Origin of the sequence: Marinomonas balearica, assembly GCF_004362145.1 — a bacterium.
Taxonomy (GTDB): Bacteria; Pseudomonadota; Gammaproteobacteria; order Pseudomonadales; family Marinomonadaceae; genus Marinomonas; species Marinomonas balearica.
Genome location: NZ_SNXC01000001.1, coordinates 68,656 through 92,899, shown reverse-complemented (window position 1 = coordinate 92,899; position 24,244 = coordinate 68,656). Strand labels below are relative to the sequence as shown.

25 protein-coding genes are annotated in these 24,244 nt (G+C 44.7%); 12 read left to right on the top strand and 13 right to left on the bottom strand.

Annotation, left to right across the window (positions count from 1 at the left end; genetic code table 11):
• Nucleotides 1–81 precede the first annotated feature (81 nt).
• The 3 genes from DFP79_RS00450 to DFP79_RS00440 all read left to right on the top strand — a co-directional run bounded on the left by DFP79_RS00450 (nucleotide 82) and on the right by DFP79_RS00440 (nucleotide 3,271).
• On the top strand, nucleotides 82–2,106 hold the full coding sequence (locus DFP79_RS00450) for a phytase (protein ID WP_133501890.1): 2,025 nt from the start codon (nucleotides 82–84) through the stop codon (nucleotides 2,104–2,106).
• A 143-nt stretch (nucleotides 2,107–2,249) separates the two neighbouring features.
• The gene (locus DFP79_RS00445) at nucleotides 2,250–2,567 is read left to right on the top strand and encodes an antibiotic biosynthesis monooxygenase (protein WP_133501888.1); all 318 of its coding nucleotides are present in this window, start codon (nucleotides 2,250–2,252) and stop codon (nucleotides 2,565–2,567) included.
• Between the two features lie 8 nt (nucleotides 2,568–2,575).
• A complete protein-coding gene (locus DFP79_RS00440) occupies nucleotides 2,576–3,271 on the top strand; it encodes a helix-turn-helix transcriptional regulator (RefSeq protein ID WP_133501886.1) in 696 nt (231 codons plus the stop codon).
• Here DFP79_RS00440 and DFP79_RS00435 read toward each other — a convergent pair.
• Nucleotides 3,268–3,777: a hypothetical protein gene (locus DFP79_RS00435; protein ID WP_133501884.1), complete on the bottom strand. Its 510-nt coding sequence runs from the start codon at nucleotides 3,775–3,777 to the stop codon at nucleotides 3,268–3,270. The two genes, DFP79_RS00440 and DFP79_RS00435, sit on opposite strands and share 4 nt — an antisense overlap.
• A 106-nt stretch (nucleotides 3,778–3,883) precedes the next feature.
• On the opposite strand from DFP79_RS00435, the gene DFP79_RS00430 reads away from it, so the two are divergent.
• Entirely contained in the window at nucleotides 3,884–4,249 is a 366-nt protein-coding gene (locus DFP79_RS00430) for a VOC family protein (RefSeq protein WP_133501883.1), read from the top strand.
• Between the two features lie 170 nt (nucleotides 4,250–4,419).
• On the opposite strand, the gene DFP79_RS00420 is transcribed toward DFP79_RS00430, so the two are convergent.
• Nucleotides 4,420–5,079, bottom strand: a complete 660-nt coding sequence (locus DFP79_RS00420; protein WP_279526477.1) for an oligopeptide/dipeptide ABC transporter ATP-binding protein — start codon at nucleotides 5,077–5,079, stop codon at nucleotides 4,420–4,422.
• Between the two features lie 407 nt (nucleotides 5,080–5,486).
• Here DFP79_RS00420 and DFP79_RS00415 point away from each other — a divergent pair, with 407 nt between their 5' ends.
• Nucleotides 5,487–6,926 carry a glycoside hydrolase family 32 protein gene (locus tag DFP79_RS00415; RefSeq protein WP_133501881.1) on the top strand — a complete coding sequence of 480 codons (1,440 nt, stop codon included), beginning with the start codon at nucleotides 5,487–5,489 and terminating at the stop codon, nucleotides 6,924–6,926.
• Between the two features lie 61 nt (nucleotides 6,927–6,987).
• Here DFP79_RS00415 and DFP79_RS00410 read toward each other — a convergent pair whose 3' ends face one another.
• The 6 genes from DFP79_RS00410 to DFP79_RS00385 form a co-directional block, all read right to left on the bottom strand.
• Nucleotides 6,988–7,701 carry a type 1 glutamine amidotransferase gene (locus DFP79_RS00410; protein WP_133501879.1) on the bottom strand — a complete coding sequence of 238 codons (714 nt, stop codon included), beginning with the start codon at nucleotides 7,699–7,701 and terminating at the stop codon, nucleotides 6,988–6,990.
• Between the two features lie 7 nt (nucleotides 7,702–7,708).
• Nucleotides 7,709–8,548, bottom strand: coding sequence for an ABC transporter permease subunit (locus tag DFP79_RS00405; protein ID WP_133501878.1), 840 nt, complete (start codon nucleotides 8,546–8,548; stop codon nucleotides 7,709–7,711).
• On the bottom strand, nucleotides 8,548–9,429 hold the full coding sequence (locus DFP79_RS00400; protein ID WP_243730159.1) for an ABC transporter permease subunit: 882 nt from the start codon (nucleotides 9,427–9,429) through the stop codon (nucleotides 8,548–8,550). The genes DFP79_RS00405 and DFP79_RS00400 overlap by 1 nt, the downstream gene beginning before the upstream one ends.
• A gap of 41 nt (nucleotides 9,430–9,470) precedes the next feature.
• On the bottom strand, nucleotides 9,471–10,628 hold the full coding sequence (locus tag DFP79_RS00395) for an ABC transporter ATP-binding protein (RefSeq protein WP_133501874.1): 1,158 nt from the start codon (nucleotides 10,626–10,628) through the stop codon (nucleotides 9,471–9,473).
• Between the two features lie 255 nt (nucleotides 10,629–10,883).
• Nucleotides 10,884–11,987, bottom strand: a complete 1,104-nt coding sequence (locus DFP79_RS00390) for a polyamine ABC transporter substrate-binding protein (RefSeq protein ID WP_133501872.1) — start codon at nucleotides 11,985–11,987, stop codon at nucleotides 10,884–10,886.
• A 141-nt stretch (nucleotides 11,988–12,128) separates the two neighbouring features.
• Entirely contained in the window at nucleotides 12,129–13,460 is a 1,332-nt protein-coding gene (locus tag DFP79_RS00385) for a glutamine synthetase family protein (RefSeq protein ID WP_133501911.1), read from the bottom strand.
• A gap of 351 nt (nucleotides 13,461–13,811) precedes the next feature.
• Here DFP79_RS00385 and DFP79_RS00380 point away from each other — a divergent pair, with 351 nt between their 5' ends.
• The 4 genes from DFP79_RS00380 (at nucleotide 13,812) to DFP79_RS00365 (ending at nucleotide 15,982) form a co-directional block, all read left to right on the top strand.
• Nucleotides 13,812–14,612 carry a response regulator transcription factor gene (locus DFP79_RS00380; RefSeq protein WP_133501870.1) on the top strand — a complete coding sequence of 267 codons (801 nt, stop codon included), beginning with the start codon at nucleotides 13,812–13,814 and terminating at the stop codon, nucleotides 14,610–14,612.
• A gap of 132 nt (nucleotides 14,613–14,744) precedes the next feature.
• Nucleotides 14,745–15,104, top strand: coding sequence for a hypothetical protein (locus DFP79_RS00375; protein ID WP_133501868.1), 360 nt, complete (start codon nucleotides 14,745–14,747; stop codon nucleotides 15,102–15,104).
• A gap of 130 nt (nucleotides 15,105–15,234) precedes the next feature.
• Entirely contained in the window at nucleotides 15,235–15,591 is a 357-nt protein-coding gene (locus DFP79_RS00370; RefSeq protein WP_133501866.1) for a hypothetical protein, read from the top strand.
• Nucleotides 15,592–15,598: 7 nt separating this feature from the next.
• Nucleotides 15,599–15,982, top strand: a complete 384-nt coding sequence (locus DFP79_RS00365) for a hypothetical protein (RefSeq protein ID WP_133501864.1) — start codon at nucleotides 15,599–15,601, stop codon at nucleotides 15,980–15,982.
• A 165-nt stretch (nucleotides 15,983–16,147) separates the two neighbouring features.
• Here DFP79_RS00365 and DFP79_RS00360 read toward each other — a convergent pair whose 3' ends face one another.
• The 3 genes from DFP79_RS00360 to DFP79_RS00350 all read right to left on the bottom strand — a co-directional run bounded on the left by DFP79_RS00360 (nucleotide 16,148) and on the right by DFP79_RS00350 (nucleotide 20,037).
• A complete protein-coding gene (locus DFP79_RS00360; RefSeq protein WP_133501862.1) occupies nucleotides 16,148–17,431 on the bottom strand; it encodes an NAD(P)/FAD-dependent oxidoreductase in 1,284 nt (427 codons plus the stop codon).
• A gap of 75 nt (nucleotides 17,432–17,506) precedes the next feature.
• On the bottom strand, nucleotides 17,507–19,006 hold the full coding sequence (locus DFP79_RS00355; RefSeq protein WP_133501860.1) for an aldehyde dehydrogenase: 1,500 nt from the start codon (nucleotides 19,004–19,006) through the stop codon (nucleotides 17,507–17,509).
• Between the two features lie 146 nt (nucleotides 19,007–19,152).
• Nucleotides 19,153–20,037, bottom strand: coding sequence for a LysR family transcriptional regulator (locus DFP79_RS00350; protein ID WP_133501858.1), 885 nt, complete (start codon nucleotides 20,035–20,037; stop codon nucleotides 19,153–19,155).
• A 162-nt stretch (nucleotides 20,038–20,199) separates the two neighbouring features.
• Between DFP79_RS00350 and aguB the strand changes: the two genes are divergently transcribed.
• On the top strand, nucleotides 20,200–21,078 hold the full coding sequence (aguB, locus tag DFP79_RS00345; protein ID WP_133501856.1) for an N-carbamoylputrescine amidase: 879 nt from the start codon (nucleotides 20,200–20,202) through the stop codon (nucleotides 21,076–21,078).
• Nucleotides 21,079–21,095: 17 nt separating this feature from the next.
• Entirely contained in the window at nucleotides 21,096–22,211 is a 1,116-nt protein-coding gene (gene aguA / locus DFP79_RS00340; RefSeq protein WP_133501854.1) for an agmatine deiminase, read from the top strand.
• Between the two features lie 12 nt (nucleotides 22,212–22,223).
• Here aguA and DFP79_RS00335 read toward each other — a convergent pair whose 3' ends face one another.
• Nucleotides 22,224–22,847, bottom strand: coding sequence for an SGNH/GDSL hydrolase family protein (locus tag DFP79_RS00335; protein WP_133501852.1), 624 nt, complete (start codon nucleotides 22,845–22,847; stop codon nucleotides 22,224–22,226).
• Nucleotides 22,848–23,002: 155 nt separating this feature from the next.
• The gene (gene uraD, locus DFP79_RS00330) at nucleotides 23,003–23,533 is read right to left on the bottom strand and encodes a 2-oxo-4-hydroxy-4-carboxy-5-ureidoimidazoline decarboxylase (protein ID WP_133501909.1); all 531 of its coding nucleotides are present in this window, start codon (nucleotides 23,531–23,533) and stop codon (nucleotides 23,003–23,005) included.
• Nucleotides 23,534–23,669: 136 nt separating this feature from the next.
• On the opposite strand from uraD, the gene uraH reads away from it, so the two are divergent.
• The gene (gene uraH, locus DFP79_RS00325; RefSeq protein WP_133501850.1) at nucleotides 23,670–24,026 is read left to right on the top strand and encodes a hydroxyisourate hydrolase; all 357 of its coding nucleotides are present in this window, start codon (nucleotides 23,670–23,672) and stop codon (nucleotides 24,024–24,026) included.
• The last annotated feature ends 218 nt before the right edge of the window (nucleotides 24,027–24,244 follow it).

The following is a 24,244-nucleotide window of genomic DNA, read 5'->3' as shown; positions in this document are numbered from 1 at the left end:
CCTGAAAAAAGAACGTAACAAAATTGACATAAGAGCGGCTTAACGTGCAGACCTATAAACCAACTCTAAAGGTATCTCATCATGTTCAAACGTCATTTAGTTGCGACCGCAATCAGCAGTGCAATGTGCGCTTCTCTTAGTGTGAATGCAGCCGTTATTTCCGAAACTACCTATGAAGATATTGCCGATGCAGCGACGTGGGTTAGTCAAGACAATTCAAAGAGCCTTTTGATCGCCACTCTCGAAGGTGACGGCATTGCCGTATTTAACGAGCAAGGCAAAGAGATTCAGCACATCGAGGGCATAGAAGCGCTTGGTGCGGACGTTCGCTACAGCCTTACGGATGATAATGGCGCGAGTATGGACATCGTCGCTATTGGCCTTCCTGATGAAGACTCATTAGGCTTCTACAAAATCACTGGCAATGCAAAACACCCTCTTAGCTCAGTGGGCACCATTAACATTGACGCAACACCTGAAGGGGTTTGCCTTTATCAACACCCAACAAGCGGCCAAATCACGGCGACAGCCTACACTGAAGACGGCGATCTTCTTCAGTACAAATTGATTTTGGATGGAAATGAAGTAAAAAGCCGCTTCAACGAGGGCGACGTTGCCGAACCAGTACGTCACACTAATGTCGGTGGCGAGTTAAGCGGTTGTATCGTCGATGATCAATCCGGCACACTTTATGTAGCCGAGCAAAATGTTGGCGTTTGGATATACGGCGCCGATGCTGAAAACGTAAAAGACCGAGCGCTATTAGACATCGTTGAGCCACACGGAAAACTTGAAGAAATCGAGAACATCGATCTCGCGATCCAAGAAGGTGGAAAAGGTGTCATCCTGATCGCTGACGAAGGCAAAGGCTTTAACCTTTACGACCGCAACTCAGGCGAATTCCTTGCAAAGTTCGATGTAGAAGGCGTCGAAGAAGCTAAGCTAGTTACAACGGCACGCAACGGAATTTGGATTGGCAACACCGAAGCGGACGAACCTGTTTACCAGTTCATGAGCGCTGACGAGTTTACATCATTAAGCGGTGTGAGCCTTGCTGGTTTACAAAGTAACCGAGACATCAAAGTAGCGGGCGTCAAAGTCGTCACAGCGTCTGGCGAAACCGATGCAGTTGACAGCAAAGGCGATGCAGCGGATGACTCAACCGTTTGGTACAACGAATCAAACCCTGCTAACAGTCTAATTATCGCAACTGATAAAAAAGGCGGATTGCTAGCTTACGATCTTGAAGGGAACGAAATTCAATTCTTCGAAGAAGGTCGTCCAAACAATGTAGACCTACGCCAGAACATCGATGATGGAAAAGGCGGCAAGATCACATTGGCCGCTGCCTCAAACCGTGACCTAAATACGGTGACGCTATACACAATCGACGGTTCGGATACGCCAATCAAGCTGTTGCCTGCCATCGGCGACAACGTTCATGATGCGTCTCCTGAATTGATTTCTAATGTAGATGTCGTATACGGCTTGTGTATGGGACAAGGTGAAGACGGTACTCCTTACGTTTTTGTTAACGGTAAAGACGGCACAACAGAACAATGGAAAATCACGCTAACAAAAGACGGCGCCAAGGGTGAGATTGTTCGTACCTTCTCTGTTGAAAGCCAACCTGAAGGTTGTGTTGTAGACGACAAGACTCAAACAATCTATGTCGGCGAAGAAGACGAAGCAATCTGGACTTTCGATGCTCGCGAAAATGGCTCAACCAAAGCCAAGCTATTTGCGGCAGTAGACGGCAAGCAGTTGGTTGACGACATTGAAGGTGTGACTATCTACGAAACAGACCAAGTTCGTTACTTGATCGCTTCCAGCCAAGGTAACAACACGTACGCGGTTTACGATATGAACGACAACAACCAGTACAAAGGCAGCTTTGCTATCATTGGTGATGATGACAATGGAATTGACGGGACAAGCGATACCGATGGCGTTCACGCGTTCTCTGGCAACCTTGGTAGCGCCTACCCGAATGGTATGTTCATTGCGCAAGATTGGTACAACATCAACGACGAGTACGAATTGAAAAAACAAAACTTCAAAATGGTCGATTGGAGAGAAATCCAATCCGCGCTTAAATTAAAGTAATACTTAAAAAGCGATAGCTCTTCATAGAAATAAAAGCCGCCTGATTTTCTGATATTAGGCGGCTTTTTTATTCTGATTTTTCAATCCCCCATTGCAAAATATCAGTGTTAAACTTGAGTTTTCACCTGTAAAAAGGCATAGACATGATTGCTCGAGAATGGAAAGCACGAGTTCCAAATAAACATAAAGACGGCTTTATCGCCTATCTCCATGAGACCGGAGTGAAAGACACCGCAGCGACAAAAGGCTTTAATGGCGCTCAAATATTTTGCCGACAGTTTGATGACCGAAACGCTGAAATCACCTTAATCACCTATTGGCCTGATCGTGAGAGCGTTATGGAATTTGCGGGTCAAGATATCGATGTCGCTAAGCTCTATCCAGAAGATGATGTATACGAGCTAGACCCTGATACATTTGTTCATCACTATGATGTCTTAGAACATCAGTTCGTCTCGTAGACATCACGATGACTCGTTCTCAACGACTTCTCGAACTCCTCGATCTTCTTCGACAAAGCCGACGTCCGGTGACCGCTAAGCAATTAGCTGAACGACTTTGCATTAGCGTGCGCAGTGTATACCGAGACACCCTAACGTTGCAGGAACAAGGAGCCCAAATCGAAGGAGAAGCGGGCGTAGGTTATGTTATGCAGGAGGGATTCTGGATGCCGCCACTCATGTTCTCCGAACAAGAATTGGAAGCTATCGTCCTTGGTATGCGCTGGGCGTCCAAACAAACGGACTCAGAGATGCAATCCCATGCGATCTCTGCACTTGCTAAAATCCGAAATGCCTTGCCAGACGACTTGGATGACAAAGTGCTTCACAATACGCTACTCGTACCCCCGCCTCAAAAAAGTAAAACAGAAAACGCCTCTAAAGACATTCTGATTCCTCTGCGACAAGCCATTCGAGAAGAAAAGATCGTTCAATTTGACTACAAAAGCTTAGATGGCAAAGCGTCATCTCGAACAGTCTGGCCTTTTGCATTGGGGTATTTCGAATCTGTTTCCGTCTTAGTAGGATGGTGTGAAACACGCAATGCAAACAGACACTTTCGTACAGACCGAATTGGAAATCTAACCCTACTTGAAGAGCGCTACCCTAAATCAAAAAGGGCTCTCGCAGCAGAGTGGAAAAAGGAAAACGGGATCATTAGTTAATGATCAGAAAGTAATAAATACTGATCATTATTGCTTGAAGGGCGAATATAACCCAATTCAATTTTTTCACTTTTACACATTAACCAACCTCGATCAACGTTTATTTCGTCGCGACTAGGTGCACGATTACGCTCTAAATGATATCCCAGAGTACTCAAGTCTGATTGAATTACTATACCTTGACTATTCAGTAACTGTGATTGACCACCTTCACATCTCAGCAAGCTTTGGAGCTTCATTCCATATAAAGTATTAGACGTTATTACAAAAATAATAGACAACATAAAGATACTGAAGAAAACCACTGAGCGTTTTCGCTTAAATACATTTAATGGAAGGCGTACCCAACCATCTTTCATATCTAATAGGTGAAAATGAGCCTCTCTTCCACTTCTAGTCATCATTTTTGCAATAGGTTCGATTAGGAAAGTAGCGAACGATATAAACCCAACAAAAACAACTGTTGGTGTAACTCCTAAGAGCCATTCAATTAAATACAAATCCATAAAAAACGATCTCAAACGGTATTAAACGCTACTGACAAAAATTGACACTAGGTCACCTTAAACTGGTTTCGCTTTCACAGTCAAACTCGTAATCAAGGAGCCTAACATGTCGCAACTAAACTGCGTCGTTCTATATGCAGAATCTATCAACCAAAGCGTTGCACTTTATACTCAACTGATCGGTCTTCCACCAGTTGACCAATCACCAAACTTCGCCATGTTCCGCACAAACGAGGGTTTAATGCTTGGCATTTGGCAAAAAGATCAGGTACGCCCTGAGCTAGAAGAGACGGGATGCGGCATGGAGATCGTTTTCGCAGTTGAGACTCCCACCCAGCTTGAACAAGAACTAGGAAAGTACGAATCACTCAATCTTTCCATCCTTCAGCCAATTATTGAAATGGACTTTGGCTACAGCTTTACAGCAGTTGATTCTGATGGTCACAGGTTACGAGTTATGTGCCAAAAATAGCGAGTTAGGTAATTTTCTGAGTGGGAAGCGAATGCAGACATCCATACGCCACTGCATACAGATGTCTTTGGTGAAACGTTCTTAGTAAAAGACCCAGATGGACACCTTATCCGTATCTCTTCAGCAGACTGATCGTCAGCAGGCGATAAGCCTGCCTGACGACATGATTTCTAGGAAATACGCTTTTCCTGAACACCGTGACAGGCAATCCAATGCTCTTGTTCATTAAACCGAGTTTCGATCAATTCAGGTGTCTCTGTTTTACACCGCTCATTCGCGTACTGGCAGCGGCCATGGAAAGCACAGCCAGATGGCGGATTCAATGGGGAAGGTAATTCACCTTCCAACTTGATTCGTGTACGTCGCTTATCTGGCGAGAGCTGAGGTGTACTCGACAACAGCGCCTGCGTATAAGGATGTTGCGGATTAATAAAGAGCTGTTCGCATGATGTGCGCTCCACAACTTTTCCAAGATACATCACCATCACTTCATCCGCTATGTGCTCTACCACGGACAAATCATGAGAGATGAACACATAACTGAGGCCGAACTCCTCTTGCAAGTCCATCATAAGGTTCAAAACCTGAGCCTGAACAGACACATCCAGCGCGGATACAGGTTCATCCGCCACGATCACTTGTGGATCCAGCATCAAACCTCGGGCGATTGCAATTCGCTGTCGCTGACCACCTGAAAACATATGCGGATAACGATCATAATGTTCTGGCTTCAAGCCAACTTTCGACATCACATCCAGTGCTTTTTGTTTGCGTGCTGTTTTGGACAAGTCAGTATTGATGACTAACGGTTCTTCCAGAATTGACCCGATTTTCTTTCTTGGATTAATTCAGACAGGCTCATTAAAAGCCTCCCACCTAAAATCATTTAGATTAATAGGCGAGAGGCTCAGTCTCATCCGTGAGCCCCCATTAGCCAATCATTGCTCTGTTCCTATGCAAACATCACAAGTTTGGCTGCTAGACAGAGTACGTATAACGCCTAAAATGACCAATCGAAATAACGATATGCCCTATACGCAAAACGCATACGTTTTTCCGCGCCAGATATAACTAATTAAATATAAGATGCTTTTTTTAAAGCCATAAGATCCATAAATCAGAGAAAATCATCTAAAACATCGGCGTTTTAGCGTATCCCCGTCTTGATTGATAAAGCGTAATATGGATAATCCAAAAAACACTTAAACGATTAAGAAACGTTAAATAAGACACTACCATGCCAGATAAGAATCAAAATTTTCGCCCAGCCATACATTTTTCAGCGCCTTTTGGCTGGATTAACGACCCCAACGGGTTGATCTACATGGACGGCGAGTGGCACCTTTTTTATCAATATTATCCATTTGGCACGACATGGGGCCCTATGCATTGGGGTCACGCAGTGAGTCGCGATTTACTAGAATGGACACATTTGCCAATCGCCTTGGCTCCAGATCAAAATGGTCAGTGTTTCTCTGGCTCTTCAATCGTTGATTCAAACAATACATCCGGCTTGTTCGAAAACCCTAGCCCTCACAACTTCGTTTCGTTATACACAAACACCATTGGATTAACCCAAGTGCAAGACAATGGTTTGCAAGCACAGTCCATTGCCACCAGTACCGACGGCAGAGCATTCAAACAACATGCAGACATCAACCCAGTTGCCCCTAACGAAGGCATCCAGCACTTTCGAGACCCAAAGGTGTTTTGGCATGATGCATCCGAAAAATGGATCATGGTCGTTACCGAAGGGCAATGTATTGGCATATATGGATCAATAAACTTAACTAAGTGGAACAAACTTTCGACTTGGGGCAACGATGAGGGGGTTCACGATGAACTTCCTTGGGAATGTCCTGATCTCTTCCCAATTACGGATGATCAAGGCATTGAGCGCTGGGTGCTTATTATTGGGCTTCAAAGAGCAGCCCATGCTGGCGGCAGTGGCACTCAATACATGGTCGGTCACTTCGATGGGGAACGCTTTACGAACCTCAACGCAAAAGAAGACGCGCTTTACTTAGATTATGGTAAAGACTTCTATGCGGCGCAGAGCTTTTCTAATGCCCCAAATGGACGAAGAATCGCAATAGCTTGGATGAGCAACTGGTTGTACGCGAACGATGTGCCAACCGATGGCTACCGTGGCACAATGACACTTCCACGAGAGCTGTCATTAGTCACGACTGAACAAGGTTTACGCCTGAAACAGTCGTTTATCACGGAATCATTTGCAAAAGCCTCTAACGAAAAAGTCCAACATGTTGAACCTAGCATTTGGCAATTTGATCTTAATCATGGCCTGATAAAAGCAGAACTCAAACTGGCTCACGGCTCTAGAATTGAGATTAAACCGTTTGGCGACGATTCATTGGTCTATCGCATTTCACGCACTGATTCTAACTATCTTGTCGAAACAGAACGGAAAGTTGTTGTGTCTGCATCCCCAACCTTCAACCAGCAGTTTCCATACCAGTCGCGTTTTGTAATGCCAGCTCAACAAAGCCTCGATTTCGTGTTAGCAAAAGACACTTCAAGTTGTGAGTTATTGATTAACAATGGTCTGTTTGCTTGCACAGATACGGTGTTTACACACAGCTTAGAAAAAGCATCGCTCTCTGTGGTCGAAGGGCAAGTGTTAATGGAATCTATCGAGGTCTTCGAGCAAGGCTGATTAGAGAAGTAAAAATCGTATTGCCTTCACCCTTTATAACAAAGAGTGAAGGCAGCAGACACTACAACTTACGACTTAAAAAAGACGCAATCCAATCCATCATTGCGGGTGAATGAAGGTCGGTCTTCTCTATCGATTCTCGGGCTTTCGCCACCACGTCTGCGGGAAGTGAATCGTTGCTGTACATATCCACTAATGCGCTTTCATATATTTTCGAGAATTCAGGATGCGCTTGGAAAGTCAAAATACGATCCTCGTAAATTAATCCAGCACATTCACAGAAGTCAGAACGCGCAAAAACACGCGCACTCGAAGGTATTTCAGTCACTTGATATCGATGGAACGCGCAAATAGACAACACTTCTCCTTTAGGGATATCTGGGACAGTATCGTCTGTTACCACATAGGAATGAACTCCCACTCCCCATCCACCAGAAAACTTCTCGACTATCCCGCCTAAAGCATGAGCAATGATTTGATGGCCGAAGCAAATACCGACTAAAGGTTGTTTTGACTCGTCAATTTCACGAATTAGATCGCCTAATTGCAGCATCCAAGGCAGTGCTTCCTCGACATTCGAGGTTGACCCTGTGATAAGCCATCCATCGCATTCCTTCGCATTCTCTGGAAACTGATCAAGACGCACGTCGTAAATGCGAAACTCTAGACTCGATTCAATCTTACCTAACTGAATAGCAAACATATCCGCATACGATGGGTATTCAGACAACAGGCTGTCTGGTGTAATACCAGCGGCTAAAATACCTATTTTCATTTCTTAACTATCTCCAACATGAGTGTCGAGGTATCTCAATTTTATTTTGACGACGCATAATAAAAACAGCAGCCAACACAGCAACCGTCACTGCCACTATCATGAGTGTCGCCAATGCATTCACCTCAGGCGTGACTCCCAATCTCACTTTGGAAAAAATCACCATAGGTAAGGTACTGTTACCTGGACCAGATACGAAGCTGGCGATGACCAGATCGTCGAGTGACAGAGTAAAAGACAATAACCAGCCAGACACAATAGCGGGAGAAATCAACGGCAAGGTAATCAGAAAAAATAAAGACGAGGGTTTCGCCCCTAAATCCATCGCGGCTTCTTCCAAAGTCACATCAAGTGAGGCTAAACGAGATTGCACCACCACCGCTACATACGCTAAACAGAAGGTCGTATGAGCAATGATAATGGTTGTCATACCGCGACCTGCTGGCCAACCAAAGAGACTCTCCATTGCGACAAACAATAACAGTAACGAAAGCCCTGTAATCACTTCAGGCATCACCAGCGGTGCAGTAACCCACCCAGCCAATAACGTTTTACCTTTAAACAGTCCCATGCGACTCAGCACAAAACCCGCCATGGTGCCTAACACCGCAGCTAAGGTCGCACTGATAAAAGCGATCTTCAAGCTGACCCACGCGGCGTTCATGATTTGCTCGTTTTGAAACAAAGCAACATACCACTTAAACGACCAACCGCCCCACACCGTCACCAACTTAGACGCGTTAAAACTGTAGATAATCAAGGCAATAATAGGCGCATATAGAAATAGGAAGCCCGCACCTGCACTCGCCAACAAAAACTTAGATTGACCTTTTGTCGTACTCGACACTACACCGCCTCCTTATTGCCGTTACGCATAAACATAATCGGCCCAACCAAGACAATCAGCATAATAATGGCAACAGCAGACGCCATCGGCCAATCGCGATTGAGAAAGAACTCATCCCATAGTATCCGTCCGATCATTAGCGTATCTGAACCACCTAACAACGCCGGAATCACAAACTCACCGACAGCAGGAATAAAGACTAAAAGACACCCAGCGATAATACCGGGCTTGGCTAAAGGCAAGGTCACCAAACAAAATGCCTGATACGGTTTCGCACCGAGATCTTGAGCGGCTTCGATCAGATTTAAATCCATCTTTTCCAACGTGGTATAAAGAGGCAAAATCATAAATGGAAGATAGGTATAAACAATCCCCAAATACACAGCAAAGTCGGTTTGTAACATCTGAATAGGCTGATCAATCAAGCCAATCGACATTAAAAACTCATTCACTAAGCCATTTTTCTTTAACAACCCCATCCACGCATAAACACGCAGCAGGAATGACGTCCAAAACGGCAAAATGACCAGCGCAAGTAATATGCTGCGCATGGTCGAGGAGCTTTTTGCAATAACGTAGGCAATCGGAAAACCAACGAGAAGCGTGATGATCGTTGAAATCACCGCAATTTTGACCGAACTGAGGTAAGCGTCTAAATAAAAGTACTCCTCAAACAGAAATAGATAGTTACCAAACGTTATTTTTAACGTGGCATACTCATCCGTCGCATCCCATTCAAAAATAGGAGAATACGGTGGGACAGCGATGATCGCTTCAGAGAGTGAGATTTTGAATACCACCAAAAACGGAATAAAAAAGAAGGTGGCAAGCCAAAGCATCGGCACTAATATCACAAAAAGACGACCTATATTGATAGTCATAAGTCGATTTACGAGCCTGCTATTCTTCAGTGTCGAGTTCATCATGAGGTGAGTACCACGCTACTGTCTGGATCCCACGTCAAAATAACGTGATCGTCCCATGTTAAACGATCTTCCGACGAACGAGAGACATTTGGCTGCGTTACGCGGACTTCGTTTCCGCTCAACAACTTGACCTTGTAAATTGACTGGCTCCCCATATACGCCACATCAATGATCTGCCCTTTCGCGCAATTCACATTGCTATCGAACAAATCAAAAGACTGCTTTGCGATACGAAGTTTTTCTGGGCGGATTGCCACGCTCACGGTTTGGTTTGGCGCACAACTAATACCGTGATCGACTTTAATCAAACCACCCATATCATCCGATTGAATCGTAACACTATCTCTTTCGTCATCAACCACGACGCCACTAAACAAGTTTACATTACCAATAAACTCAGCAACGAAACTGTTACTTGGGTATTCGTAGACCTCATGAGGCTCGGCCGTTTGAACGATCACGCCATTGTTCATCACACCAATGCGAGTCGCGAGGGTCATTGCCTCTTCCTGATCGTGCGTCACAACCACAAACGTGATACCCAATTCCTCTTGGATACGCATTAATTCAAATTGAGTCTCTTCCCTTAGCTTCTTATCCAAAGCGCCCAACGGCTCGTCCAAAAGAAGCAACTTCGGCTGTTTAACCAGCGAGCGCGCCAATGCAACACGCTGACGTTGACCACCAGACAACATATGCGGCTTACGTCGCGCTAAGTGACTAAGTTGGACCATGTCTAATATATCCGCGACGCGCTTTTTCACTTGCGCGGCTGGAACACCTTCTCGCTTAAGACCAAACGCTACATTGGCTTCTACGGACATATGAGGGAATAAGGCATAGGACTGAAACATCATATTAACCGGGCGCTCCCACGGTGGGATGTGCGACATATCAACGCCATCAATTAAGATTCGGCCAGACGTTGGCGCTTCAAAACCCGCTAACATTCTCAATAATGTACTTTTGCCTGAACCAGAACCTCCTAGCAGGCAAAACAGTTCATTTTTATAGATATCCAGAGAAACAGAGTCGACTGCTGTAAAGTCACCAAACCGCTTCGTAACCTTTTCGATTTTGACATAGGGCGTCGCATCAGACGTGCGCCAAGGTGTTTCACTTGATATAGACTCAGGTACCGAGGACAAAGACATAGCTCACCAGTGCAATATAGGTTCAAAACGAGACCTCTAAAAGCAACCTTGCATCACTTAAATCTGATATGACTTAGATCTCCGCCATAGTACAACTAAGACTTAAGCGGAGCACATTAAGGCGACAGACTTTTAGACAGACCCATTATGTGAATTTAACTCATGTATTCGATTCTATAGACATTAGAAGAAAATGGGGAGCGCTAATAATATTGTCGCGTCCCTACGCCTAATAATATAATGATCGATACCGTATTAACGACCTGTTTTAACAGATTGCCATGCTCTAGTTAAAGAACGGTCGAATCGAGACGTATGAGCGATTTGAACAAATAGCTTTTCTTGCACGGCTTTAGTTGGGTAAATGCCTTTGTTGCTTTTCACTTCTTCATCTAGCAATGGCACCGCTGCAATGTTGGGTACCGCGTAATACACGAAATTAGATATTGCAGCCGCCGTTTCACCTTTAAGAATAAAGTCTATTAACTTGTAGGCCGCTTCTGGATGTGGCGCGTCTTTAGGTATTGCCATCACGTCATACCAAGCGACAGTACCTTCTTTTGGAATCACGTACTTGATGTCAACGCCCTGTCCTGCTTCTTCTGCACGAGATTGGGACTGAAGAATGTCACCGTTGTAACCAAGAGCAATACAAACATCACCGTTGGCTAAATCTGCAATGTATTTACTAGAGTGGAAATATTTATAAGAAGAACGAGCAGCAGAAAGCAATTTTGCGGACTGTTTCAACTCTGAACGATCTTCGGAGTTCGGGTTAACACCACGGTAGTTGTTCACCACGGCCATCACCTCAGCAGGAGAGTCTAATATACCGATACCACAATCCGCTAGTTTCGCCGCAATGTCAGGATTAAAAAGCACATCTAACGAATCAATGTCTTTTGTTTCTAAACGCTCTTCAATCATTTTAACGTTGTAGCCGATGCCAATCGTGCCACCAGCATACGGAATATTGTATTCATTACCTGGATCATGCAATTCAATTTGCTTTGCAGTAATAGGGTCAATATTGCCCGTATTGCTTAGCTTAGACTTATCAATTGGTTGATAAATCCCAGCTTTTATTTGGCGTTCAACAAATGAATTTGAAGGGAAAACTAGATCGTACCCCGTGCTGCCCGCCATCAGTTTCGCTTCTAAGACTTCATTACTGTCATACACATCGTAGTTTACTTTAATGCCGGTCTCCGCTTCAAACTTCTCCATTGCGTCTGGTGCCATGTAGTCTGACCAGTTATAAACGTTGACGACATCTTGAGCTTGAGCAGCCCCAAAAAGAGTGCTACTGCCGATAACCATAGTTTTCAACAAGATGTTTCCTAAGTATTTCTTTTGCATAGAGTTTCTCCAGTTTAAGGAGGCATTTGGTAAAGTGAAAATTATTAGACTTACCTTCTGCTTTCCTCGTTGGTTTCTTTTGTGATAACGAATAGCGATAGCGGATAATTATTATTAGTTTTCGCGTTGTGAGTATAAAGCCTATAAATAGGCTTCATATTCAACGTTTGATATTTGACTAAATATCTTACTTTGCTCCTGCTCTTTTGCCGCAGCGAAAACACGAACAAAAGATTCACCTAGATAGTCCTTTACGAAACTGCTGTCTTTGAATGACTCCGAAGCCAACTCCCAGCGATTTGGAAGGGTTTCATGCTGATCAGCTAAGGCATAGGCGTCGCCTTCTATCGGACTTGGCGGCGAAAGCTTTTGCTCAATGCCATATAACGCCGCTCCTAATACTGCAGCCAATACGAGATAAGGGTTGGCATCCGCCCCCGAAACGCGATGTTCAATACGGCGAGCAACACATGGGCTTTCAGGAATACGAACCGATACTGTGCGGTTCTCATACCCCCAGCTAGCAAAGGTTGGCGCATGGGTACCTAATTGAAAACGACGATACGAATTCAAATGCGGAGCGAAAATCAACATACTATCGGACATGCGATTCAGCAATCCGGCTACCGCGCGGCGAAGCAATTCAGAGCCTTTTTCAGTTCCGTCATCAAAAACGTTCTTACCATCATTGTCGATTAAACTAAAGTGAACGTGGAAACCATTGCCGCTTTTTTGCGGGTAAGGTTTCGCCATAAACGTCGCTCCGAAGCCATGTGTGCGCGCAACACCTTTCACCAAACGCTTAAATAGATTCGCATGATCTGCCGCTTGAACGGCATTGGATGTATGATTCATATTAATTTCGAACTGACCCGGCCCGAGTTCTGAAATGATCGTATCCGCAGGAATACCCTGTTCATCACACGCATTTCGCACGTCGGTAAAGAAACCCGTTAGCCCATCCATCTCTTCGATAGAGTAACAATCCGTTTGAGTAAGCGTGCTGCGACTTCCTTCTGTCATCGTCGGCTCAGCAGGTCGTTTCTTAGACTCGGAATCTCCGTCCAACAAATAGAACTCAAGCTCGGTCGCGACAACAGGGGTATAACCAAGCGTTTTAAAACGTTCCACTATATTATTTAGAATCTGACGCGGATCGCACATAAATGGCGTGCCGTCGGGGTTATACATCATAGCGAGAATTTGATCTCTCGGCTCAGCGGCCCAAGGAACAGTGATAGGATCTGCATGTACAGGAAGGCAGATACCATCGCTGTCACCTGTTTCAAATACCAAGCCATTTTCAACAACATCGTCCCCCCAGTGATCAAAGCCAATTACAGATTGAGGTAAGTTAACGCCTTGTGTCATGACGCCTTTCAGACCAGATGCGGGAATGCGCTTACCACGTAAATTTCCATTTAAATCCGTAATAAATAGATCAAATTCATTCCCTTCTTGTACAATAGACATAGTCATTCTCTGAAGTTTGTCGTTATAAAACATGTATTGAACGTCATGAATTTCAAGCCACGGTAAATTTTCATTCACGGGTTCAATGACACTGACTTTCACTTGATATATATCACCTTACCCGTTACAAACAGGAAGAGTAACTATCCCCGAGTGGGTATATGTACTTTACACCTGATTCCATTACTATTTTTATTAGGCGCCTTTTCAGCGAGATGCAGCATTGAACGTTTTGTGACGAACATGCAGAACCGTTATTGATATCAGGGAACACTGACGAGTTTAAAATCATAATGTACATAAATTGAATAACAATAACCTGCTAACGCACCCAGCATAGGAACACTCGAAATGCACAAGACACAAGTGGACACATCAAGCCTAATCAAAGACCTTGCGGTATTGACCACTCATTTGCGTGTTCACAGCTTTCCCGTCGTTATGGAAAGCTTTCTAAGCAGTTTATGTTACTTCGACACCATTTTGATTGTCTCTTATAAAAAGTCCCTTAGACCGGTTCTTATTCATCCTCTTGACCCAGCTGAGCATAGCCCTTCACTAAAGCTATATCTCAACAAAGCGTACATTCTTGATCCACTCTTCAATGCGATTCAAAACGGCGTAAACCCAGGTATCAGCCGATTAGTCGACATAGCACCCGATTCATTTGAAGAAACTGAGTATTTTCAAACCTGCTATAAAAAGTTCGATTTAGTCGATGAAATTAATCTCATTGTTTCCGTTGACCAATCGACCACATTGGCGATTACACTCGGTCGAAAAAAAGTCGTCGGCTCCATACGCAGGACGGAATTAAATAATTTGAAAACTGCGTTTCCAATGATTGAAGCGCTCATAGGTCAATTCTGGTTAGCTCAGGCACGAGACTATCTGGATCAAGCCCCGAAAAAAGGCGCATTAAAACACGCGTTAAAAACTTTCGCTCGTGGTGTATTAACCGCTCGCGAGCAAGAAATATTAGGTCTTATCCTACGAGGTCATTCTTCTAAAGCGATTGCTGATTTATTGAGCATCAGCGCAGGTACCGTGAAAGTACACCGCAAAAACATACACGCCAGACTCAACACGTCGACACAATCGGAAATCTTCACCTTGTTTTTGAACCATCTAGACGACGTGGATAACACTTAACCCATTTCGAGCAACGCATTACCGCAACATGTTTATCATTGTCCGATTGTAAACTGATGTCGCAAGTCATTAATTCGTTTCCTATTTCAGCCTGTTCATGCCTTCATTCCTAATTAAAACAACGGAGTTATTATGAACAACGTATTACCTAGTATTACCGTGTTATCCGCTATGCTCTCTTCATTTGCTTTTACCATGAAGCCAGTAGACAGTGAAACATCGCTGAATATGGCCATCAAGCAAGCAAATCGTGACTCAAGCACCTCGAGCATTGTTTTAAAAAAGGACGCGGCCATTTCGCTTACTTCTCCAATTATCTATACCGGAAAGCAAGCGCTTTCTATTGAAGGAAACGGAGCGGTACTAAACGGCGAAAAGTCAGGGACGTACGAAGAGTTTTACGACAAAGAAGAAAAAATAACAACCGTTCGAACAAATGATGGCACGCTCGTTTTTAAAACCGCTGCAGACATCACTATCAGCGGTCGATAGCCATACCCGAGGCATTGTCGTCACCGTACCAGAAAATGCCAAAGGCAAAGACCTTCACATGACGCTCAACAACGTCAATGTAAAAGGATCGTCTCTGTACGGCTTGCACCTTGATGACAATCTAAGTTAATTGGACGACGGTGACTTAGGGTCTGCGATTGGTATCAAACTAGACATCCGCAACTCTAACTTTATCGCTAACGGTACTGGTGCAATTGACTTTGACAGCATTCGTGTTGACGAGCGTGCACAAGGGAGCATTACCGCTACCATCGTCAACACCAACATTATTGGTAACGGCGGCGACGGCATTGAATTAGACGAAGCTGGCGCAGGCGATGTCAACGCGACAATGAACAACGTGGCTATTAACAACAACGGCGCATACAACGAAAAAGATCTAGACGACGGATTCGATATAGATGACGGCGACGACGGTGATTTAATTGTGACGCTAAATAACTTACAGATTAACCATAAACCGTGACGAAGGTTTGGATTTTGATGAAACAGGCAACGGCAGTATTCTAGCAACAATCAACAACGTCTTCGCTTCCTACATTGATGACGAAGCCATCAAATTAGACGAAGAAAACGCAGGCGGCATTAATGCCACGCTATCCAACGTCAGCATCGATCACAGCCAAGATGACGGCATTCAATTTACCGAGCTTGGCAAAGGTCAAATCGAAGTCGCGCTAAACAACGTTAGTGTGACAAACAGCAAAAAGTACGGAGCAAAAATCGAGCAGTGGTTAGTTGAAGATGAAACGACGTCTGAAGAAGCACAAGGTTCGGTAAACCTAAGCAGCGTCCTGTTAAAAGGTAATGGTAAAGGGAACAACACCAGCAGCCATGGCGTTACAATCAACAAATAACATCGTTAATAAATACCATCACAACAACACTTGTATTGATAACGAACAGTGATGACATAGTAGCCCTCTGAAAAAAGTTAGGGGGCTACTTTCTATCAAGACATGTTCAAAACACGCCGGTGAGAAGGCCCTTTCTCCCCTTCGCGCTTCACGAGGAACCTCGGTTTAAATACCCAATTTGTCACGCATAATATAATAAGACGCACCTATGGCAGTGTAAGGCACCCTCAACATACGCCCGCCCGGGAACGGATACTGAGGCATACTAGCGAAGACATCGTAACGCTCTCGGTCACCTTCGATCGCATCCGCCAAAATCACACCCATTAGGTGAGAATTTGTGACACCGTGACCGGAATAACCTTGAGCGTAAAACAGGTTATCGCCAATACAACCAACTTGCGGCATCCTCAACAGCGTCAGCAAAAAGTTGCCCGTCCACTCAAAATCGATCTTCACATCTTTCAGGTATGGGAAGGTTTTCAACATTTTGGGAACGATCAGCTGTTCAATTTTGCCCGGTTCACGTGCGCCATACGAGGTGCCTCCACCGTATATAAGACGCCCATCACCGGATAAACGGAAGTAGTCCAGCAGATAATTGCAGTCCTCGACACAATACCCCGTTGGAAGCAGTTGCTGTTGAAGTTCTTCAGGCAAAATTTTAGTCGCAACCATTTTAGTACCACAGGGCATGGCTTTCTTCTCGACTTCTGGAATCAAACCTAATAAGTAAGCGTTACCTGCAACCACAACGGTATCTGCGACCACTACACCATGTTCTGTCACCACTTTCGCAGGTGTGCCTTGTTCGATTCGAATGGCCTTTGAATCTTCAAAGATAATGCCACTGAGGGATTCCAGTGCTTGCGCCTGACCGAGAACTAAATTCAGAGGCTGAATATGTCCCCCTTTACGGTCGAGCAAACCGCCTGCGTAGCGATCCGACCCAATATGATCTTGAATCGAAGACGCAGACAGAAGTTCCAAGTCGTTGTGACCGTGCGCTTCCCAAAGCGCTTTCTTCGACTTTAAGTCCTCGAATTGCTTTTTGTTGCAGGCCGCAAAAACATTGCCATGCTTTACATCACAATCGATGTTGTACTTTTTTATTCGTTCTCGAATCAGCTCTGAGCCAGCAAACGCCATCCTTCCCATTTTTTGGCCGATGTCTTCACCATACGTGCGAGTGATGTAATCAATATCACGGTTAAAGCTGTTTACGATTTGCCCTCCGTTTCGACCTGACGCACCAAACCCAATACGTGTTCCTTCTAAAACAACAACGCGTTTACCACGCTCAGCAAGACTGAGCGCGGTAGAGATTCCTGTAAATCCAGCACCTACAACGCAAACATCGCACTGATGCTCACCTTCTAGCTTAGGTCTAACCTTTTTATCGTTAGCGGATGCCGCATAATACGAATCAATATGTGAGGGCCCTGACATGAATTAACTCCTAATAAAGCAGCCGAACTATCGTTAAAAACACAGTCCGAACGAAGGTTAAGCACAACAAAAAATTTACAATCGAATGCAGGTATATTTCACTACGGTGTATTTTTCTAGCGCATGCCAGGATTTGTCTCGACCATTACCAGACGTTTTTACACCGCCAAAAGGCACCGTCGTATCGCCGTCACCCCACGTATTCACCCACACCATGCCCGACTCTAATAACCGACTAACACGATGTGCTCTTGATAGATCCGCCGTCCAAATGGCTGCGCCCAAGCCATACTTAGAGTCGTTCGCCAATGCAATCGCTTCGTCTTCTGTCTGGAAAGTTTGAATCGCCAACACAGGACCAAATACTTCTTCTTGAACAAAGGTCATGCCATTATCCGCATGATCAAAAATCGTTGGCTTCGCAAAGAAACCATTGCCTTCTAAATAATCTGGCTCGCCGCCCAATAATAGGTTTGCCCCCTCTTCTTTCGCACTTTGGATATAGCGCGTTACGGTTTCTAGTTGCGCTTTATCCACCATTGGCCCCATCTTGGTTGCAGGGTTCAATGGGTCGCCAGGTTGATATGTTTTCGCCGCACGTAACAACGCGGCCATAAATTCATCTTTAATACTGTCATGCACATACAAACGCGAGCAGGCAATGCAAACTTCACCTTGATTAGTAAAGATCGCAGACGCTGCTCCTTCAGCAGCCGCTTCGATATCCTTGCAGTCCGAAAATATAATACAAGGTGATTTACCGCCCGCTTCCAGCCATACACGTTTCATGTTGGATTGCCCCGCATATTGCATCAACAAGCCAGCAACTCGGCTAGATCCTGTAAACGCAAGTGTCGTCACATCCATATGCAATGCGAGGGCTTTACCCGCAGTGTGTCCAAAGCCTGGGAGAACATTAAACACACCGTCAGGCAAACCAGCCTGTGTCGCCAGTTGCGCAATGCGAAGCGCACTCAAAGGCGATTTTTCAGAAGGTTTCAGCACGATGCAATTCCCCGCTGCCAATGCCGCAGAAATTTTCCACATCACCATCATGAGTGGATAATTCCAGGGCGTTATCGTTGCAACTACACCCAAAGGCTCACGTGTGATCAAAGCAAGGTTTTTGGGGTCTGTAGGCGCAATTTCACCATACAATTTATCGATACATTCTGCCGACCAACGCAAAGCATCAATGGAATCGGGCACATCAATATTGACCATTTCATTAATCGACTTACCCATATCCAGTGTATCAATTAAGGCTAACTCGTCTTTATGCGTTTCTAGTAAATCCGCCCATTTCTGAAGGATACGCTTGCGCTTGCCTGGCGCCATTGTCGACCAAACACCGCTTTTAAACGCATTCTTAGCAGTTTCTACCGCGACGTTCACATCGTCTTCATCGCAGCTTGCTACTTTGGCTAACAACAACTCATCGGTTGGATTAATACAATCAAATGTTTCACCATTCACGGCGGAAACATACGCACCATCAATATAGGCCATATAAGGCAATCGATCTTGACTGATTAGCTCGTCACGAAGAGACAGCCATTCTTGGTAAGTTTTCATAATTTCTTCCTGTATCGTGCGCTAAATGTGGTGTATTGGGTATAATTAAGTATGGATACCCGCCTTTTGGACACATTTACTTTTTCAATACATCTAAAGCTACCGACATGCTTTAAGTAAAACTATATCCCTTAGGAGGTATCACGCTATTTTAATGTGAGTATTTGACGAATTAACCATTGTACGCTGTCTTGATTATCAAACCTGTGATGCGTCGTTAAACTTAATTTTAATGGAGGAACACCGTCGGGAAGCGCAACCTGGCGTAACGGCAACATAGTTAAGAGAGACGTCGCAATCCGAGATGGCACACACATTAGATAACTCGATTTCGCGGTGACCATGCCGCCTATTGCGTAACTTTGGACAATCATTGCAATCTGCCGTGCCTGATGCTGTTGTAAGAGCCAGTCGTCGATAGGGTCCGTCGACGCATTAGGCAAATGAATATGTGGCGTTTCGAGAAACTGTTTTAACGTCAGTGCTTCAGGCAAATGAGAACCCTCGGCAACGATTCCGACAAGTGGATCATCCAGCCAATCGTACCTTTGATAATACTTAGGCACAGTGGAAGGTTGATCAACACTGATGATCATTTCAATATCACCGGACTCTAAGCGCTCACGCTGGCGTTTCTCTGGCAAGATTTCAATGGCGATTCGAACGTTAGGCGCTTCTTTTTCCAACACAGGTACAAGCTGAGGCAATGCAAAAAACTCAAAGTAGTCCACGGCGGCGACATTAAAGGTTTTTGCGTCCAATACTGGGTTGAAAGGCTTCGCTCGAGAAAGCGCCATCTCGATACTGTTAAGCCCTTTTTGCAAATCAGGCAATAAACTTAACGTAAGTGGCGATGGCTCCATTCCCATGCGAGTTTTAACGAACAACGGGTCATCTAAACGCTGACGCAACTTTGCCAGAATGTGACTGGCAGCAGACTGACTCATAAACAGCTTGTCCGCAGCACGAGATAAATTACCCTCTTCGGCCAATACGGTCAGTAATCTAAGTTGCTGAATGTCTATGTCCATGGCTTAATCCCGTGTACAAATTCTAGGGGGAACGTATTGACACTTTCCCAATGTTATTAGTTTTTCTCATACTGAGAATCAAAATTAGCACTTCCAGAATAATCCGAATACCACTAAAAAGAATAGACACTAGATTAATAACTCGAAAAAGAGGCGTCGAAAATGAGCAAAATGACGGTTGCAGCAACACAAATGCACTGCACTTGGAACAAAGCAGAAAACATGGATCGAGCAGAATCACTCGTTCGACAAGCCGCGGCGCAAGGTGCTCAAGTTATTCTTATACAAGAGCTGTTTGAACTACCTTACTTTTGTATTGAAATTCATGAACCCTATACGATGTTAGCGACGACGCTTGAAGAAAATGAGATGTTTCATCGCATGCAAGCGCTGGCCAAAGAACTGAACGTGGTATTACCTTTTAGTTGGTATGAGCAAGCGGGGCAAGTTCGCTTTAATTCCGTAGCAATGATTGACGCCGATGGCAGTTTGTTAGGTGTATATCGTAAAACTCATATCCCAGACAGCGATGGCTACTTAGAGAAATACTATTTTAGCCCTGGCGATACAGGCTTTAAAGTTTGGAACACACAATACGGAAAGATTGGCGTTGGTATCTGTTGGGATCAATGGTTCCCTGAAACTGCACGTTCAATGGCATTAATGGGCGCTGATATTTTACTGTTCCCTACCGCCATTGGCAGTGAACCGAGTCAACCCGATATGGACAGTATGCCGCACTGGACCAACGTAATGCGAGGCCACGCAGCCGCAAATATGATCCCCGTCATTGCCTCCAACCGCATAGGTAAAGAAGAGGCGCAACACCGCGATCTAAGTATGACCTTCTTTGGTTCTTCGTTCATATGTGATGAAACAGGAAACCTCGTCAAGCAAGCAGACCGAACGTCTGAAAGCATTTTAGTTCATACTTTTGATCTGAGCGAAATACGCTTCCAACGTCAGGCATGGGGTCTTTTCCGCGACCGCCGTCCTGAGCATTACGATGTAATTAAAACGTTAGACGGCAATGTAAAATAAGGGAAGCAGGTATCACCATGTCCATCGAAAACAGTCATTTAACAAAAGAATATCTAGCGTCGACACCAGCACAAGACGGCTTTCATATGCCAGGGGAACATCATCCTCACTCGAGTGTTTGGCTAATATGGCCAGAGCGCCCAGACAACTGGCGAGAAAACGCAAAACCTGGGCAAGCGACATTTGCACGTTTTATTACGAAACTGTCCGAGTATGTCGAAGTAAAAGTTGCCGTGTCTCCAGAACGTTTAAACGAAGCGAGGCAACGACTTCCAAAGACTGTCACGCTGTATACCATGAAATCGAACGACGCTTGGATGCGAGATGTCGGTCCAACATTCGTTATCAATGATCAAGGAGAGAAGCGTGCTGTCGATTGGCACTTTAACGCTTGGGGCGGCGAGCTAGATGGTCTTTATGAAAACTGGTCTGACGACGAGTTAATCGCCAAGCAAGTCGCCGATGTAGAACAAACTGCCGCATATAAAGCCCCATTTATTTTAGAAGGTGGTTCCATACACTGCGATGGTGAAGGCACTGTTTATACAACGTCCGAATGCCTTTTGCACCCCAGTCGCAACCCAACACTGTCAAAAGAGCAGATCGAACAAAACCTCTATGATTACCTAGGTGCAAAGAAGATCGTATGGCTTGATCAAGGGCTGTTTGACGACGAAACCAACGGCCACGTGGATAATATATTGCACATAGTGCGTCCTGGTGAAGTCATCATCACGGTTTGTGATGATCCAGAAGACCCTCAATACAACATTAGCCAAGCTGCATTAGACGTACTTTCTTTAGAAAAAGACGCCCAAGGAAGACAAATCGTTGTTCATAAACTGCCCATGCCTGGACCGCTCTTCATTACAGAAGAAGAAGCCAATGGCATCATTCAGACAGAACGGATGGAGCGTCACAAAGGCGAGCGATTAGGTGCGTCATACGCCAACTTTCTGATTACGAATAAGGCGATTTTCTTTCCGTTGTTGGATGAAGAACACGACGATGAAGCAAAGCAAATACTGCAAAACATTTTCCCCGAGCGAGAAGTGATTGGCATTCCCGCCCGTGAAATCGTACTCGGTGGAGGCAATCTACACTGTATTACGCAGCAAGTACCTCTCGTCTAGACCGCCCCACTCTTAGCTCAATAACTTCACAACGAATGGCTCTAATGCTTCGGCCAATAACTTGTTGCCATTCGTATCCAAATGAACGCCGTCAGCCTGACTCGCTTGCAGCACACCTGCCGCGTTAAGGAATAGACAATCGTTGTTCATTGCCATGTTTTGGTAATGCTGGTGGAAGTATTGGGATTTTTCTACTGCGCCAGAAAACGTTTCCGCCATGTCTCCGGTTGGTGACATGATATTTGGGGGGGCAACTACAATAATGTTAGGTGCCGGAAAGTCTTGGCTATTGGGCATTCGAGCCTTTTCTATGATTTTTTCGACGCCTTTCGCAGCCTCAAAAGCCCCCACATTAAAATGTCGTTTTAAGTCGTTTGTTCCTAACATAATAATCAAAACATCGACGGGACCAAATGTCTCCAATGCAGCTTGAATGTAGGTTACGCCAACACGTCCGTCACGAAACGGATCTTCCCAAAGAGTGGTTCTCCCAGGAAGACCGAAATTAATCACCTGATGTTCTTTATCGAGCAACTCGTCAAGGATGCTAGTCCAACGAAGCTGTTTCATATAACGGCCGCCATTCGGCACCGCGCCCCAAGTGAGAGAATCGCCGTAACACAATATTGTTGCCATACCGTCGCCCTTTCAGTTTAAAAAAACATCTACGCTAAGTATTAAGGAAGCTGAGAATAAGTCCACTGATTTCGCGCATGACTTCGGCGTTATAATTCAGACGAGAGACATTGAACTTGCTTATCTCCTAAGCCTAACCGTGAGAGTTATCAAGTTTACATCGATAACGCATCAAGCCTAAAGCCAGCAATTTTGTGGACTTCTTGAATGGCAGTATCGAACTCCGTTTGCCAGTCGTTCGGTGTTCTTTTCTCAAATCCTTCTAAAATCTGATCTTTCGTTGCCCCTTTTACCGCCATAATGAACGGGAACTCAAACTTCTGTTTGTATTCATTATTGAGATCCATAAAACGCGCTAATTCTTCTGTGGTACATTGATCTAAACCTGCCCCCGCTTGCTCTTGTGTAGAGCTGTCGGTTAATTCGCCGGCCAAAGCGGCTTTGCCTGCCAAGTCTGGATGAGCATTGAGCAGAGCCAATTTTTGTTCCTGAGTACTGTTTTCAACAATCAATCTCATTCGATCTTTTAACTCCTTTGTCGAGTTGAAAGACAAAGGAGCATGGTCAAACAGCGTTTCAGCCACCCACTGCGAATGCTCATAAATGCTTCCTAATACACGAACAAATTCCGCTTTCTTTAGTTTAGTGAGTGCTACTAACTTACTTTCATTTGCGTCGTCTATCATCACTGTCATCCTCCTATTTATTGGCTATTATTACCTTATATACTTGTGTTGGCGCTGTCAGTGGCACAAATTTTGTTGGTGTATGTTTTATCACATAAAAACGTCGCTAATATTGCTTAACAATTTAGGATCTTCCATGGGTTATCTTACTACACATATTTTAGACACAGCCAACGGCAAACCTGCTGAAAGCGTCAACATTCGCCTCTACGCCATTGGCGAGGCCAGCGAGCGGATTCTTATAACAGATACCACATCAAACTATGATGGACGATGCGACAGCCCAATTTTGACCGAACAGACGTTTGAAATCGGAACATACGAGCTAGAATTCGATATCGGTGAGTACTATGCGAATGAAGGAGTAGAGCTACCAGAACCACGCTTTTTGGATGTTGTCGTCATTCGATTTGGTATTAATGATTTAGAGGCTCACTACCACGTTCCCTTGCTCGTCTCTCCATTCTCCTACAGCACCTACCGAGGCAGTTAGAATTGCAACGAAGAAGCGCACCATCATCGCCCTGATCAATCGGAATTCGTCGCCATTCGCACCATCCATGAGCAAATAACCACCAACAAACCAACGTACTATGAAATCATTGAATCAGATAAATTCCTAAACGATCGGTCAAATATAATAATTTCATTGTTACACAATAAAAAATACTCCAGCAAGCCTCATAAGGCATGAAATTTGCCCCTTTCGAA

Bases quoted from the DNA above. Each gene is read 5' to 3' on its own strand.
- DFP79_RS00450 (WP_133501890.1), top strand. From the start codon at position 82: ATGTTCAAACGTCATTTAGTTGCGACCGCAATCAGCAGTGCAATGTGC.
- DFP79_RS00445 (WP_133501888.1), top strand. From the start codon at position 2,250: ATGATTGCTCGAGAATGGAAAGCACGAGTTCCAAATAAACATAAAGAC.
- DFP79_RS00440 (WP_133501886.1), top strand. From the start codon at position 2,576: ATGACTCGTTCTCAACGACTTCTCGAACTCCTCGATCTTCTTCGACAA.
- DFP79_RS00435 (WP_133501884.1), bottom strand. From the start codon at position 3,777: ATGGATTTGTATTTAATTGAATGGCTCTTAGGAGTTACACCAACAGTT.
- DFP79_RS00430 (WP_133501883.1), top strand. From the start codon at position 3,884: ATGTCGCAACTAAACTGCGTCGTTCTATATGCAGAATCTATCAACCAA.
- DFP79_RS00415 (WP_133501881.1), top strand. From the start codon at position 5,487: ATGCCAGATAAGAATCAAAATTTTCGCCCAGCCATACATTTTTCAGCG.
- DFP79_RS00410 (WP_133501879.1), bottom strand. From the start codon at position 7,701: ATGAAAATAGGTATTTTAGCCGCTGGTATTACACCAGACAGCCTGTTG.
- DFP79_RS00400 (WP_243730159.1), bottom strand. From the start codon at position 9,429: ATGACTATCAATATAGGTCGTCTTTTTGTGATATTAGTGCCGATGCTT.
- DFP79_RS00395 (WP_133501874.1), bottom strand. From the start codon at position 10,628: ATGTCTTTGTCCTCGGTACCTGAGTCTATATCAAGTGAAACACCTTGG.
- DFP79_RS00390 (WP_133501872.1), bottom strand. From the start codon at position 11,987: ATGCAAAAGAAATACTTAGGAAACATCTTGTTGAAAACTATGGTTATC.
- DFP79_RS00385 (WP_133501911.1), bottom strand. From the start codon at position 13,460: ATGTCTATTGTACAAGAAGGGAATGAATTTGATCTATTTATTACGGAT.
- DFP79_RS00380 (WP_133501870.1), top strand. From the start codon at position 13,812: ATGCACAAGACACAAGTGGACACATCAAGCCTAATCAAAGACCTTGCG.
- DFP79_RS00375 (WP_133501868.1), top strand. From the start codon at position 14,745: ATGAACAACGTATTACCTAGTATTACCGTGTTATCCGCTATGCTCTCT.
- DFP79_RS00360 (WP_133501862.1), bottom strand. From the start codon at position 17,431: ATGTCAGGGCCCTCACATATTGATTCGTATTATGCGGCATCCGCTAAC.
- DFP79_RS00355 (WP_133501860.1), bottom strand. From the start codon at position 19,006: ATGAAAACTTACCAAGAATGGCTGTCTCTTCGTGACGAGCTAATCAGT.
- DFP79_RS00350 (WP_133501858.1), bottom strand. From the start codon at position 20,037: ATGGACATAGACATTCAGCAACTTAGATTACTGACCGTATTGGCCGAA.
- aguB (WP_133501856.1), top strand. From the start codon at position 20,200: ATGAGCAAAATGACGGTTGCAGCAACACAAATGCACTGCACTTGGAAC.
- aguA (WP_133501854.1), top strand. From the start codon at position 21,096: ATGTCCATCGAAAACAGTCATTTAACAAAAGAATATCTAGCGTCGACA.
- DFP79_RS00335 (WP_133501852.1), bottom strand. From the start codon at position 22,847: ATGGCAACAATATTGTGTTACGGCGATTCTCTCACTTGGGGCGCGGTG.
- uraD (WP_133501909.1), bottom strand. From the start codon at position 23,533: ATGATAGACGACGCAAATGAAAGTAAGTTAGTAGCACTCACTAAACTA.
- uraH (WP_133501850.1), top strand. From the start codon at position 23,670: ATGGGTTATCTTACTACACATATTTTAGACACAGCCAACGGCAAACCT.